This is a genomic window from Kitasatospora sp. NPDC041917, assembly GCF_055589745.1.
Window position 1 is genome coordinate 1 of the sequence record NZ_JBVJBI010000039.1, and the last position, 12,896, is coordinate 12,896.

At 69.3% G+C, this 12,896-nt stretch carries 12 protein-coding genes and 4 pseudogenes; 8 read left to right on the forward strand and 8 right to left on the reverse strand.

All coding sequences use genetic code 11. The features are described from left to right. Positions 1-463: 463 nt before the first annotated feature. Complete coding sequence (locus ACZ6EM_RS32280; RefSeq protein ID WP_465773948.1) at positions 464-1,063, forward strand: SpoIIE family protein phosphatase; 600 nt, start codon at positions 464-466, stop codon at positions 1,061-1,063. A gap of 679 nt (positions 1,064-1,742) precedes the next feature. Beyond that, a complete protein-coding gene (locus ACZ6EM_RS32285) occupies positions 1,743-2,024 on the forward strand; it encodes a lipid II flippase MurJ (RefSeq protein ID WP_465773906.1) in 282 nt (93 codons plus the stop codon). Between the two features lie 90 nt (positions 2,025-2,114). On the opposite strand, the gene ACZ6EM_RS32290 is transcribed toward ACZ6EM_RS32285, so the two are convergent. After that, positions 2,115-2,543, reverse strand: coding sequence for a hypothetical protein (locus tag ACZ6EM_RS32290; RefSeq protein WP_465773907.1), 429 nt, complete (start codon positions 2,541-2,543; stop codon positions 2,115-2,117). Positions 2,544-2,747: 204 nt separating this feature from the next. Here ACZ6EM_RS32290 and ACZ6EM_RS32295 point away from each other — a divergent pair, with 204 nt between their 5' ends. From ACZ6EM_RS32295 to ACZ6EM_RS32305, 3 genes and pseudogenes are all read left to right on the forward strand, one after another. Beyond that, positions 2,748-3,914: a site-specific integrase gene (locus tag ACZ6EM_RS32295; RefSeq protein WP_465773908.1), complete on the forward strand. Its 1,167-nt coding sequence runs from the start codon at positions 2,748-2,750 to the stop codon at positions 3,912-3,914. A 734-nt stretch (positions 3,915-4,648) separates the two neighbouring features. Continuing rightward, the gene (locus tag ACZ6EM_RS32300; RefSeq protein WP_331768565.1) at positions 4,649-5,176 is read left to right on the forward strand and encodes a ferredoxin; all 528 of its coding nucleotides are present in this window, start codon (positions 4,649-4,651) and stop codon (positions 5,174-5,176) included. Between the two features lie 112 nt (positions 5,177-5,288). Then, positions 5,289-5,422: pseudogene (locus ACZ6EM_RS32305) on the forward strand (IS630 family transposase); the annotation flags it as partial. A 65-nt stretch (positions 5,423-5,487) separates the two neighbouring features. On the opposite strand, the pseudogene ACZ6EM_RS32310 reads toward ACZ6EM_RS32305, so the two are convergent. The 4 genes and pseudogenes from ACZ6EM_RS32310 to ACZ6EM_RS32325 all read right to left on the reverse strand — a co-directional run. Beyond that, a pseudogene (locus ACZ6EM_RS32310) lies at positions 5,488-5,586 on the reverse strand (SAM-dependent methyltransferase); the annotation flags it as partial. 109 nt (positions 5,587-5,695) lie between these two features. Further along, on the reverse strand, positions 5,696-6,133 hold the full coding sequence (locus ACZ6EM_RS32315) for a hypothetical protein (RefSeq protein ID WP_331768567.1): 438 nt from the start codon (positions 6,131-6,133) through the stop codon (positions 5,696-5,698). Positions 6,134-6,349: 216 nt separating this feature from the next. Next, a pseudogene (locus ACZ6EM_RS32320) lies at positions 6,350-6,607 on the reverse strand (helix-turn-helix domain-containing protein); the annotation flags it as partial. Between the two features lie 185 nt (positions 6,608-6,792). Beyond that, complete coding sequence (locus tag ACZ6EM_RS32325; RefSeq protein ID WP_465773909.1) at positions 6,793-7,812, reverse strand: C40 family peptidase; 1,020 nt, start codon at positions 7,810-7,812, stop codon at positions 6,793-6,795. Positions 7,813-8,286: 474 nt separating this feature from the next. Here ACZ6EM_RS32325 and ACZ6EM_RS32330 point away from each other — a divergent pair, with 474 nt between their 5' ends. Then, positions 8,287-8,442 carry a hypothetical protein gene (locus tag ACZ6EM_RS32330; protein ID WP_465773910.1) on the forward strand — a complete coding sequence of 52 codons (156 nt, stop codon included), beginning with the start codon at positions 8,287-8,289 and terminating at the stop codon, positions 8,440-8,442. 261 nt (positions 8,443-8,703) lie between these two features. On the opposite strand, the gene ACZ6EM_RS32335 is transcribed toward ACZ6EM_RS32330, so the two are convergent. Then, a complete protein-coding gene (locus tag ACZ6EM_RS32335; protein WP_465773952.1) occupies positions 8,704-8,925 on the reverse strand; it encodes a hypothetical protein in 222 nt (73 codons plus the stop codon). Here ACZ6EM_RS32335 and ACZ6EM_RS32340 point away from each other — a divergent pair. Then, positions 8,840-9,061: pseudogene (locus tag ACZ6EM_RS32340) on the forward strand (transposase); the annotation flags it as partial. The gene ACZ6EM_RS32335 and the pseudogene ACZ6EM_RS32340 overlap by 86 nt on opposite strands. A gap of 38 nt (positions 9,062-9,099) precedes the next feature. Here the strand turns inward: ACZ6EM_RS32340 and ACZ6EM_RS32345 are convergent. Next, positions 9,100-9,891 (reverse strand): hypothetical protein, encoded by a 792-nt coding sequence (locus ACZ6EM_RS32345; protein ID WP_465773953.1) that lies wholly within the window; start codon positions 9,889-9,891, stop codon positions 9,100-9,102. 550 nt (positions 9,892-10,441) lie between these two features. On the opposite strand from ACZ6EM_RS32345, the gene ACZ6EM_RS32350 reads away from it, so the two are divergent. Further along, positions 10,442-11,032, forward strand: a complete 591-nt coding sequence (locus ACZ6EM_RS32350) for a hypothetical protein (protein ID WP_465773911.1) — start codon at positions 10,442-10,444, stop codon at positions 11,030-11,032. Between the two features lie 120 nt (positions 11,033-11,152). Here ACZ6EM_RS32350 and ACZ6EM_RS32355 read toward each other — a convergent pair whose 3' ends face one another. After that, positions 11,153-12,706 (reverse strand): MFS transporter, encoded by a 1,554-nt coding sequence (locus tag ACZ6EM_RS32355; protein WP_465773949.1) that lies wholly within the window; start codon positions 12,704-12,706, stop codon positions 11,153-11,155. Positions 12,707-12,896: the final 190 nt, after the last annotated feature.

Genomic DNA, 12,896 nt, shown 5'->3' on the forward strand with positions numbered 1-12,896 from the left:
CACGCCTCCTACGAGCCCTTCACGCGCCCGCTCGACCTCCTCGGCATCGCCTGACCAACACAGTCACAAGATCAAAGGACTTTGCAACGGCCCTGGCCCAGGGTGTAGGTGAGTGTGATGACGGAGGCGGTTGGGGCGACCGCGTGGGAAGGTGCCTGCCTCGGCAGGCCCGTTTCTCGGGGCGTCCGCTGAAGCGGACATGACGATTTCCCGGGCCGTCCCAGCCCTCCAGTGGCTGCGCCGCAAGTGATACCTCTGTTCCTATTTCTATGAACGCAGTCACGGCATCCTTCTCCTCCTGGCGGTTCACCGTGTTGACGCCTGCCTGCCTCGGGCTGGCGGCACAGCGCCCGGTGGGAGCGCCGTGGGAGAAGAGAGAGCGGTTGGGCCGCTCCCTAGACCCTTCCCGGGACACTGGAGGCAATCGTGACTCAGAGGAACAATGTGACTTTGCGCGATGCCGATGCGGCGCGCTGTTCGACGCCTCGCCGACCGAGTAGCCGGCGGGGCTGCACGCGCTGGATACCGAGCTGCGTGTCGTCCGCGTCGACATCGCCACGCCCACCATGCACGGCAAGCGACCCGAGGCGCTTCATCGGGTCGCCGTTTCGCCGACGCTCATGACCTGGTTGCCTCCGAAAGACCGAGGCCCTACTGCAGGCGGTGCTCCGTACCGAAGCTCGGCGGCGGGTGGTACGACACCATCGACCTGTCCAGTGCTCGCACGACACTGGATATCGACGACGTCGCCGGCCCGGGCATCCACGCCGCGGTCACCATGGGACAACTGCGTACCGCCGTCCATCCCCTGGCAACCTTCGACCTCGCACCCGACGAGCTCGTCGCCCGCCTTGACGACACCCTCCAGGCGCTGGCCGCCGAACGGGCGGCCCGGACCGTGATGGACCCGAGCGAAGGCGAGTCCCCGACCACCGACTGCCTCTACGCCACCTACGACCCGCTCACCCGCCGATGCACCCTGGGGGCCGGCTCCCCGCTCATCCTCCTCACGCGCCCGGATGGCACCGTCGACCTCCCGGGCTGCCTCTTGCACCCCAGTTGAACACTGCCCGTGGAGATCGTCGGAGAGACGGCCCGCCCCTGGCCGAGCCGGTCGGACAGGGACGGCATACCTGCCTGCACGCTGTCCCACTGCCCTGAGCTGATACTGCCCATCAGTGAAGGTGTGGGGCGCTGGCTGGGCTGTTGCCCCTGAGGGAATCCGTGTCGCCTGAATGGGGCCTCGGCTTCGGCTAGTCCCGGGCGAAGCCATTGACGAGGGTGACGTAGGGGGGATCCTTACCTTTCAAGGAGAAGATCATGCCGTTGTATACGGTTCCCGATGTATACGTGGAGCAGACTGCCTGCGATGTGCACGTCATCGCTGCGGCTGCCACGTCGATCGCTGTCCCCACTGGCACCACTGATGCTGCCCTGGTTCGAGAAAAGTCCATCAGCTCATGCGCCGGCTAAGGCCCGTTGCCGCCCTCATCGGATCCCTATCCCTATTCCGTTCCGGGCTGCGCCGGTTGACTTTTCGAAAAGGAGACATACTCGATCGAGTAGCGTCCTGGGCCTACAGTGACGATAAGAAGATAAAACAGAACGCAGAGAAGAAATGGGAGGTATAAGGAGGTGGACAGGAGACTGGTACTTCCTCATGGATAGGAATAATGATAGTGCGGGCGTGATGGTATTAGGTTGGCAGTCTCGCGTGCCCTGGGTTTCTGCGCAGGGCGGCCATGACCGCGGCACTGGGCACGGACCAGGTCGCCGACGCGTATAACGTCGCCAACACACTGCCGAACACGGTTTCCTTCCCCTTGGTCGGCAGTGTGTTGAACGCCGCGTTCGTTCCGGAGCTGGTGCGGATTCGGCAGGCCGATCAGGTTGACGGGATCGCCGACGCGGAACGGCTCCTGGCGGCCTGTCTGATTGAGGTGGCTGCTCTGTCGGTGGCAGCCGTCTTCGCGGCCCCGCGGTTGGTCGACGCCCCCGGATGTCGGGCGCGTACCAGATGTTGATCCTGAGGTTCCGGTCTTGGTCCTCCGCCAAGACAAGTCCGGCCTTGTCGTGTTGGCCGGTTCCGTCCGGGACCAGCCAACACGCCGATGTCATGGTGAACCGTGCAACCCTTCCGCAAAGGGTTCATATGCGCACTGATCGGTGCCGCGCCCTGGCATCTCGAGCTTCTTGAGCTGCCCGCCGACGATGTGGGAGACCAGGGGCACCGGAAGCGCGTCGGGCCAGAGACCGGTCCGCTTGCCCTCCGTGAGCACCCGGCGGAACGCGCCGGTGGATCCCCGAAGACTTCGGCCGTTTGCCTTCAACTCCTCTGCGGCGCATTCACCTTCGCCCTCGACGATCTGGAGCAGGATCTGCTGAGCGCGGGGCGGGAGACGGTCGTAGTACGAGCGGGCCCGCTCCGGCGTCCAGCGGTCGTCGGGCACCGCGGTCACGACGGCAGTCGGCATGGCGGCGAGAGCGAGCAGCTTCTCGAGTGCCTCGGGGGTCGGATTCTCCACGGTGATCGTGATCTTCATGGCGGACACCTTTACAGCTCCGCTGGCCGAACACAAATAACCACGACAGACACGCCAGAGACGCGGAAGGCGCCTTGAGATGCCGTATGTACCAGCTCCTGTGTTGCGTCCTCTAACTGGATTTAGAGGACGCAACACAGGGCCCGGTACAGATAGGCTGTCCCGGACGGATCATCAGCCCGCCGTGCCGGAAGGAGAGCGCCCGTGGATGCCGACGCGTCGGACGACCTGCCCGCCCTGGTGGAGCGCTCCACCGAGATCGTGGTCGGCGAGCTGGTGGACGACGGCCAGGCCCTCGCGCCGTTCGCGCAAGCCGGGGTCGACCCCAACGAGACGCTGACCGAGGACGCGGCCGACGACCTCGCCTCGGCCCGGCCCGCGCGCACCAGCCAGACCTACGCCGAACAGTGGCGCTACTTCGCCCGCTGGTGCGCCGACAACGGCCGCCACCCCGGGCCGCGCACCAGCGAGGCGAACATGGTCTCCTACGTCTCCCACCTCCGCCGACGCGGCGGCCGCGACGGCACGGGCGCTCCCGTCAGTTCCCTGCGCCTGGCGATGGCCGCCATCCGCGACGCCAACGCCCGTGCAGGGTACGAGAACTGGCCCCCGAAGAAGGCGACCGCCGAACTGATCCGCAAGCAGGCCGCCGAACACGCCCGCGCCCGCCGCACCCCGAAGTCGAGCCCGCCCGTCGACGCCGCCCGCATCGCCCACCTCCAGCAGGGCACGACCGCCGACACCCCGCTCGCCCGCTGGCGCGACCTCACCATCCTGCACCTCGGCTACCGCACCCGCGCCCGGCGCTCCGAACAGGCGGCCTACCGCATCGACTCCGTCGCCTTCGAGCACCTGGAGGACGGCACCGAGCAGATGGTCGTCGGCAAACGCACCAGCAAGAGCGACCACTGGTCCACCGGCCGCGAGTACGTCGTCCGCGACCCGGTGGCGATCACCGTCGTCCGCACCTACATCTCACTGCTCGCCGAACTCGGCCAAGCAGAACCGCAGTTGCCGCTACTGCGCGGCATCACCCGCTGGGGCAGGCTCATGCCCGTCCCCGCCTCCGGAACCGGCATGACCGGCCACTCGGTGAACCGCGCCTTCAAGCGCATGGTCACCCGCACTCCCGGCTTCGACGCCAAGAACGCCACCAGCCACGGCCTGCGCGCCGGCGTCCCCGCCGACCTCGCCGCCCAGGGCTACAGCACGGCGGAGATCCTGGTCATCACCGAGGACTGGAAGTCCACCACCATGGTCGAGAAGTACGCCAAGGCCGGCCTGCGCCGCGCCGGCAAGGACAACCTCGGCCGGGCCCAACAGGCCCTCGACTCCCTGGTTGTGCCACCGCCGACCCACCCCGCCCAGTAGGGGGCAGCGATGTTATCGGCAGGATGATCGTTTGAACTACCGCCACGCCATGGGAGTCGGCCGCAGAAAGTGTTGGGTAATCGGGTGATCCCTCGCTCTTGAGGTCTTCGGCAAGACGGCGGGCTGCTTCGGTCTCGGTGGGGCCACCCGGCTCGACCTCCTCGCCGACTACCGTCTACACCCACGTCCTCCTCCGCCTCCAGCGCGACACCATCGTGCAGTGCCCATGCGCGTCGGCGTACCGGTCGGCGTGGCGCTCGTCCACCCGGGCCTCCTGGAGGGCCCGCTCGACGGCCTTCCAGGGCCATCCCCGCCGCCCGGCGGCAGACAGCGCCAAGCAGGCCGAGCTCCCGGCCGCCAAGGCCGCCATCATCGTCGTCCTCGTCGGTGTGGTCGTCACCGAGGTCGGCGGGGTACTGGGCAAGGGCGGCGTGCAGCGTCGCCCCGGCCTCCGCCTCGAAGTGCACAACGGGCCCCATCCGGCCGTCCGGACCGGCCTGGAGGACGACCAGGAGCCAGGCGCAGCATGGGAAGGGCGGGGCGGGGGCCGGCTGGCTTCGACCCCCGCTCGCCCGCACCACTGCCACCATCATGCGGGCGCGCAGCGTAGCCTTGACGGACATCCCATGAGCTGGAGAGTCAAATGGCGAGTGCGTGAGCCCAGGGGGACCGGGCAGTCCCCTTCCCATCGGCGGCCCGTCGTTCAGCTCGAACGAATGCCCTAGTCTCGGCGGATGACGCTCTACTTCGACCCGGCGGCCATCCTCGGGAACGACCGCGATGCCTTTCGGGGCCGTTGGGAAGACCGACTGTGGCTCAACGTTCCCGGGCCCTTCTACGGCGGGGAGACCGACACCTGCTGGACGGGACGGCTCTCGGCGCCCGCCCACGTCCTCTATGGAGGCGAGTACCTCAGCGAGTACGTCTATCGCCAGCCCCGAACGCCTGCGGACACGGCCATGCTGGTCGAGGCGGCAGACAACGACCCGTTCCTCGGGTACGGCTGTGATGGAGACTCGCGATGGACACCGGAAACGGTCCGGGAGTGGTGGCGTAACCGCAGCCAGGTCGTGCAATACCTGTCCGATCAGCGGAGCAAGTGGGATGAGGGCGATGCCTGGGCAGGCCAGGGCATAGCCGCCGCCGTTCGCGACTTCGAGCTCTACATCGCCGGTGATCTGGCAACTGACCTGCGGATCTACCTCTACTGGCTGGAAGAGCGGCGGTCCCCCACCCCCGTTGACCGGTTGCCCGCGCTGTAGCGTCACGCGGCGAGTGGAATCGCTGGGACCAAGCTGTCGCCTCGTCGTACGGCGTGCCGGTCTTGAGACAGCCGTGGAGGATACCGGCGAGCCGGTTGGCGAGTTGCCGCAGAGCGCCGCCTTCACCGACGCCGACCACCTCACCCGCTCCGCCGGGGCCTGCGACACATCCAGCTCCAGCCAGCCCTCATCGAGGGATGCCTGACCGGCACCGGCCTGTCACTCGCTCCACCAACTCCGCCCTGAAAACCTCAGTAGACGAGCTTCATCCACGCGCGGATGATCTACACCACCCTGACCCAGGCCACGCTCTACGGGCGGCGGGCCAGCAGGTGGGTGTCGAGGAAGCCCCGTTCGGACGCTGGGTCGTGGGGCAACCGAGCCACTGTGACGAGGCCGGTACCGGCCAGACCACTGGGCATCCGAGAGCAACTGAAAACGCGACACGGGACCAGAGTTCCAGCCAGAAAGCTCAACCTTTGCCAGACATGGCCTAGGGATCCGGCCAATGGCTTCGGGTCAGGTCCGCTTGCGGCTCGCGATCTCGTCAGAGAGCTGCTGCACGTGGGCGGGGTCCGCGTCCCGGGCAAGGGCGACGTAGTGGTCCATGACGGCCGGCCGGTAGCGCACGGGGAACGTCTGTCCTGGGGCGAGTCGGGTGAGCTCGGTGATCGTGAGGTTTTCGTCTGCGATACCGCGGAACAAGATGCCGCCGGCGGTCTCCACGTCGAACATCAGGACCACGCGTGGATTGCCGTTGACCTCCCGCCAGTTGACGAGAACGCCGAGCGCAAGCGCCCCCGTACGCAGTTCCGCATTGCGCTTCCGTGCATCACTGCTCAGGACCGGGTTCGGGGCGACGCCCGGGAAGTCGGGCCCGACGCCGAGCGATTCCCGACTCAGGTCGGGCCTGAGCTGCGCCATCAGATCGTTGAGCTTCTTCTTCGAACCGAACATCCTGGCCCCTCCCTCACACCGGTGCCGAAATCTCGGCCTGGCGCTTCGCCTTCACTGCGATTGTACGTCGCGGCCATTCCCGACCTCCGGCGCATCGCCCCGTCCCGATGGGGTCGCCGTCTGCGGTCGCGGACGGGCTCGGTCGGTGCACCTGTCTGTCGGACGAGCCACGTCCGCACGCCGACAGGAGGACCAATCCGTGATCGATATTGACCCCAACAGTTCTTCCAGCTCGGCGAACTGGGCCTCTGACAGCTTCGGCACACTCGCGGGACCTGATGAGCTCAGGGCCTCGATGCCGCCCTCGCGCCAGGACCGTCGCCAACGTTCCACCGACCGCTCACTGACCCGTACTTCACGGGCGATCACCGAGGTCCTCTCGTCTGCCTCAAACCGGGCAGCGGCCTCGAACCGAACCTGTTCACGAAACGCCCGCCACTCAGCGGTCAGGCCCCCACCCTGCGCGTACCGCATACCTCCGGCATACCGCAGGGATCACTACCTGTCACTACCCGACAACCAAACGAAAACCTCAGTAACAAGGCTGTGCTCACGCCGCAATCGGGCGGGCACGACATCCCATCAGCGATTCCGCTCCTGGCCGACCGGCAGGGGCAGGATCTGTCAACAGGACTCGAAGTCCAGGGAAGAAAGAGTGCTCACCTGCCGGCGGCTATCAGGCACCGAGTCTGCCGGATGGATCCTCGGTAGGTCTTATTAGGGAATCCGACACCGCCCGAGCAGGCCCTCGCCGCGCTGCGTCCCGGCGAACTGGACACGGACGAGCTCGTCGTCACCGCCGAGCAACTCGCCGTCAATGAACCCGCCGAATCGGGCCTGGCCGCAGGCCGGGTGTGGACGCGGACGATGCTGCCACCGGCTGTTCCGGACGGACAGGTCTGCAGTGCCCTCGGTGGGCCGACCTGCACAAGCTGCGGCGCTATGAGGCGAGGTGGCGGTAGGTGAGGACGCCGGAGGCAGGAGCCAGGGGAGGCGATGGTGACATGCTTGCCGGTCTCGGGCGCGTGGACGACCTTGCCGTCACCGATGTAGAGCTGGACATGGCCCCCGCCGTTGGTGATGACCAGGTCGCCCGGCACCAGGGCCCCGCGGGTGGTAGCCCTTCCCGCCTTGGCCATGCCCCAGGTGGTTCGCGGCAGTGCCACCCCGCCGACCTGCCATGCGCGCATAACCAGCCCCGAGCAGTCGAAGGAGCCGGGCCCGGTGGCGCCCCACGCGTACGGCTTGCCGATCTGCGCCCGGGCGAAGGCCACGGCCGCTGCGGTGCCCCTGCCGGCATCGGTCCCGCTGCCCTTGGCCTTGCCGCCCTTCGCGTCACGGCCCCGGTTTTTCTTGCTCCCAGCCCCGGACTTGGCGCTCGAGGACTTCTCCTCCTCGGGCAGCTCACGGATGCCCAGAGCCCCGGGCTCTGCCTCGGGCGTCACCCCGGCCCCGGACGGTGTCCCAATGCCGAAGGCCTGACCGGGCGGGTCCCCGGCGGAGGCCGACCGGATGTCGCTCCCGGTGGAGAACCGGACCGGCACCGCCCCACCGGACGCGTCCGTGACAGTCCCCGCCGCCGGGGAGAAACATGGCACATAAGACCCCCGAACCCACTGGCCGGGCCCGCATCCCATGACGGAATGCTCCGCTCTCAGACCCGGGGCACCCAAGCTCATGCAACGAGCGCGTAGTTGGTGAGCTGCGTGTGTTCCTGTCGGTCAGGATGCAGGTATATCCCTGTATGGTCCCTCCACGGGATGTACTTGGCGATCGGCGCCGTGCAGCCTGGTCGAGGCCCAGCCCGGCCAGATCGCTGGCGACCAGGCGCACAGCGAGCCGTCCAGGTCATAACCTCCGTCTTCCCGGCTCAGCGGGCACCTGTTCAGAAGCCGTTGTCTTCCCGAGAATGGTGGGCTCGGCCGCGAAGGCGCGACATCTGGACTCAGCCCGTGCGATGCTGTCGAAGGCTCAGGCCCAGCTCGCCTGGGCGCAGCTGGGAGAGTCGGCCTCAGGGGGGTATCAGCCCGGCACGCGCAGGGCTCCGGATTCGAACTGAATGGATTGGCGCGCTCTGCGCCCAATCGCTGCAGGTCAGGAAGTGTCGGCCCCGCGCTCGCGGGGATGGCTCCTGCCAGGCGAGCGGGCATCCGGTGCAGCGGGAAGTCGAAGCGCTGGACCGGGACCTGCTGCACGATCTGCTGATGGCGACGGTCGAGCCGTACGTCTACCGCGACGTTCTGGCCGAAGTCCTCGCCGACGACCCCCGCCAACGCGACCGGCTGCGCGCGTTCCTGAACCGGTGGTGAGCTACAGCCGGTCAGGGCCGTTCCTGTGCGCAGCCGTCTCCCCGGTGCTGTCGCTGTTGGGGGATGCCTGTGGCTGGCCTTTTGCCCTGGCCCGCTCGTCGGGGAGACCACCAGTCCCTGGTGTGCCGCTCCGGTCCCGCCGTCCGACCCGTACACGTCGGGTGAGACCTTCGAGGAACTGGCAGGGGCGGAGGCCGTGGAACAGGCGCGGGGCCCGAGTACTGGCGCCGGGTGATCAACTCCGGTCGGAGTCCGCACCGGTCACGGTGTGGGTCCGAGCCTCTGCCAGGCGTCGCTCTTGCCCGGCTCGTCCGTCGCCTTGTTCCACCACTTGGCGCACCAGTAGGAGCCGTTCCACGACACCGTCGAGGTCCAGGCGCCGTCGGTGTCCCCGGCGATGATCCTCGTGCCGGCGGTGGTGGCGCTGTCGCCGGCGAATCGCGGGCGGGGTGGACGCCGGTGATGCCACCGTCGTCTGGTCAACGGGATGCTGTTCCGGCAGCGGACCGGCCTCCCCTGGCGGGGCCTGTCATCCCGCTTCGGCAGCTGGAAGACGGTTCACGACCGTCATCGAAGGTGGTCGGCGGGCAGCCGGTCGGACACCGGGTGGTGGCGGGTCCCCGCCCCGCCACCGTGGCGCGGGCGGGGCCGGGACTCCTACGTGATGCTCTTCACCAGCGGCACCGCCAGCTGCATGATGTTCGGCAGTCGGCCCAGGATGTCGTCGCCGCTGAGGAACAGCACCCGGTCGCCGATCCGGGTCATCACGATCTCCGAAGTGCTGTACCGGCCGGTGGGCACCCTCTTCATGTCGAAGGCCTCGGCGCCGAGCCCCGGCATGGGCTGCAACGTCACGGTCATCGGGATCGGGGTGCCGTCCACGCTCTTCCCGGTGAAGGTCTTGCAGCGCTCCGCGTACGCCCTCAGGTCGCCGAGCAGTTTGGCCGCGTCGCCGGGGCGGTAGGCGGCCAGGTAGACCTGGACCATGTGCTCCCCGTCGTAGACCTCGTTCATCGCGCCCGAGACCTTGTAGCCCTGGGAGAAGAGGGTCCCGGCGAGACGCATCTGGTTGCACGGTTCCGTGATCTGCGGCGGGTCGGCCCGGTACTCGTTGATGGTGGTGCCGGTGTCGACCTGGTTGCCGTTGCCCTTGATCGTCCACCCGGCGGGCAGCACCGCGGCGGTCGGCAGGGACGCGCGCAGGTCCACCCCGGTGAGGAGCGGAGGGCCGGTCGGCGTGCTGCTGGGGGTGCCGAACGCCGGGGCGCCGGACGCCGGGAGCGTCGGCGCGTCCACCGGGGCGGTGCCCGGGGACGTGGCAGGGGTGGCGGTGACGGCCGCCGGCTTGCCGGATGCGGTCACCGTGCCGGAGGAGCACCCCGTGACGACGGCCGCGGCCATCGCGGCCGCGCCCACCGCGAGCGGAATCCTGACGGTGGATCGAACCATGGACGCAAGGACCCCCGTGGGTTCGTAGCCGAATGCATTGTTTCGCACACAGGGGTATCACCCCCTTGCGGTGACCATACCTTGGCCTGACGTGGCGCCCGACCGGGTTGCCGGCCTGGGCGTCCTGACGGGACCGCCACCTCGCAGCGCGGCTCCCGTGCAGGCACGTGCACGGTGAGGATCGTGCCCGCACCGACCGCCTCGGCGAGGACAACATCACCAGCGTCGAAGTCGACCCGGACATCGCCGCCCGACACCGGCGGGCCGCGACGAGCGGCAACGGGGACGGGGACGGAGACGGAAGCGCCGCACCTCCAGGAGTACACCAGCGCGCGCTGCCCACTCTCCCCCATCGGTCCCGCTCGGAGCGGCCGCCGGCCGCCGGCCGCCGGCCGCTCCGCCGCTACGGCTGAGGGCGGGCGGCACCGGGTGGCCTTTCTGAGTACGGATGCTCAGGAGTCGTGCCGGGTCGCGCGCATACGGTGGCGGTACGACGCACGGCAGGGGGTTGGGGTTGTTCGGCAAGTCGTTGGTGAAGGCGGCTCTGGTGGTGGCGGCGAGCATTGTCGCCCTGATCGGGGTGGCGTTCGCGTTCCAGATCGCTGCATGGTGGTTCATCGGCGCCGACGACTACGCGTCCAAGCCCGGACCCGAGATCGTCCGCCACACTCCGGAGCGGTTCCACGCGCTCAGCGAGCAATCCGTCCGTGACACGTTGGGGGGCCTGAGTCCTGACCTCGTGCTGAGCGACAGGGGCTGTACCGTCAACCGGTACGAGCCGCGTTCGGACGGCACACCGAGCAAGCTGTCCACCGTCGACCGTCGGTTCACCGCCCGTACCAGGATCAGCGCGTCCCATCGGCAGGAGCTGCGGGACGGCATCGAGGCCGAGTGGCGGCGGCGCGGCCTCCGGCAGAAACCGTCGGCCTGGACCCCGAGCGCCCCGGACGAGGGCCCGGACTACCTCAGCGCCGAGACCTCGGAGGGAATCGCCGTCTGGGTCGCGCTCTCGCCGGAACCGGACCGGACGGTCACCCTCACCATGTCCGTCAGCGGCGGCGACGTCGCGTACGCCCCGGACCGGGCCCGTCCGCTGTCGCCCCTGCGACCGGACATCGAGGACACCTACTGGTCGCGCTGAGCCGGGCACGGCCCTCGTCCGCCGGCGGGCACGTCGGCGACCCGCCGGCCCCGGTTCGGGACACGACGGGCGCCGGAGGAGCCGCCAGTACCAACGCCGTTCAGTCAAACGGCGTTGGTACTAGGCGGACGCGCTGCCCGCAGGGACGGGGACGGGAACGGCGGCGGTCTGCGGAACCGGGGCCCCGGCGCCGGGACGGCCGGCGGGCACGGCCGGCCGCAGGAGGACGGCGCAGGCGACGGCCGCCAGCAGGGCGAGCGAGGCCGACACGACCAGGCAGAGCTGGAGGCCGTCGAGGAAGGAGCCGCCGAGTGCGCTCAGGGCCGGCTTGGTGGCAGGGCCCAGGTCGAGCCCGGCCACGGCGCCGAGGCCCTGCTCCCGGGCGACGGCGAGGACGTGGCCGCCGGTCTCCGCCGGCACGCCGGCGTCGGCGAGCCGGCCGGGCAGGGCGTCGAGGGCGCGGGTGGTCAGCAGGGCGCCGAGCACGGCGGGGCCGAGGGCGCCGCCGAGCTGGCGGAAGGCGTTGTTCCCGGCGGCGGCCATGCCGGCGAGGTGGTGCGGTACGGAGGAGACCGCGGAGGCCGTCATCGGGGTGAGGACGGCGCCGATGCCGAGGCCGAGCATGACCAGGCGCCAGGCGAGCGACCCGTACGAGGTGCCCGCGTCGACGCCGATCAGCGACAGCAGCGAGCCCGCCATCAGCACCAGGCCGGTGGTGATCATGACCCGAGCGGACACCCGGTGCATCAGCCGTCCGACGGGGACGCCCACGACCAGGGACGTCCCGGACACCAGAACCATCCGCAGCCCGGCCTCCCACGTGCTCAGATGCTGCACCAGACCGAAGTACAGGCTCAGGACGAAGAAGAAGCCGATCAGCCCCAGGAAGCTGATCATGGCGACCAGCGACGTGGCGGCGAAGGCGGGACTGCGGAACAGGGCCAGGTCGAGCATCGGGCTGCTGCTGCGACGCTCCACGACGACGAACGCGACCGCGCTCACGGCGCCGATCACCAGGGCCGCCACCACGGAGGGCGTACCGAAGCCGTCGGCTCCGCCCTCGATCACGCCGTAGACGACGGCGGTGACCGTGACGGCCGCGCTGATCTGCCCGGGCCAGTCGAGCCGCCGGCCGTGCGGCGCCCGGGAGTCCGGCAGCAGGAAGGCCGCGACGACCAACACGACCAGCGACACCGGGATGGGCAGGAGGAAGATCCAACGTACCTCGACGTGCTGCTGCAGCAGCCCGGCGATCAGCGGTCCCAGGGCCAGCGAGGCCAGCATGGACATCGCCCACAGGCCGATGAACCTCCCGCGCTCCCGGTGGTCGGGGACGGCGTGGCTGATCAGGGCCAGCGTGGTGGGCAGCAGGGCCGCCGCACCCAGCCCGGAGGCCGCCTGCCCGACCCACAGCCACTGCACCGAGTCCGCGGCCAGCGAGACGGCCGCGCCCAGTGCGCAGAACGCCATGCCCGCCTGGAACACCCGCTTGCGGCCGTGGACGTCGCCCCACACCCCGGTGGTCAGGATCAGCGCGGCCATCGGCAGCACGAACGCGTCCGAGACCCAGGACAGTTGGGAGGTTGAGGCGCCCAGCGCCCGTTGGAGCGCCGGCAGGCTCACCGACACGGTGGTCACGGGAAGGTAGGCGACGAAGACGCCCAGACAGGCCATGACGAGCGTGACGCCTCGTCCGGCCACGGGGCGCTGCACCGTTGCGGAGTTCACGGGGTGGTTCCTTCGACTGCGGGATGCCGCGCGGGCACCGGTTGCTGGGGGCACAGGAAAGCTTCGGCCCCACGGGCGAGGAATCCCCAAGCGATCCCGGCAGACGTACCAGAACCTCCATTCCGGTCCGCCCCTG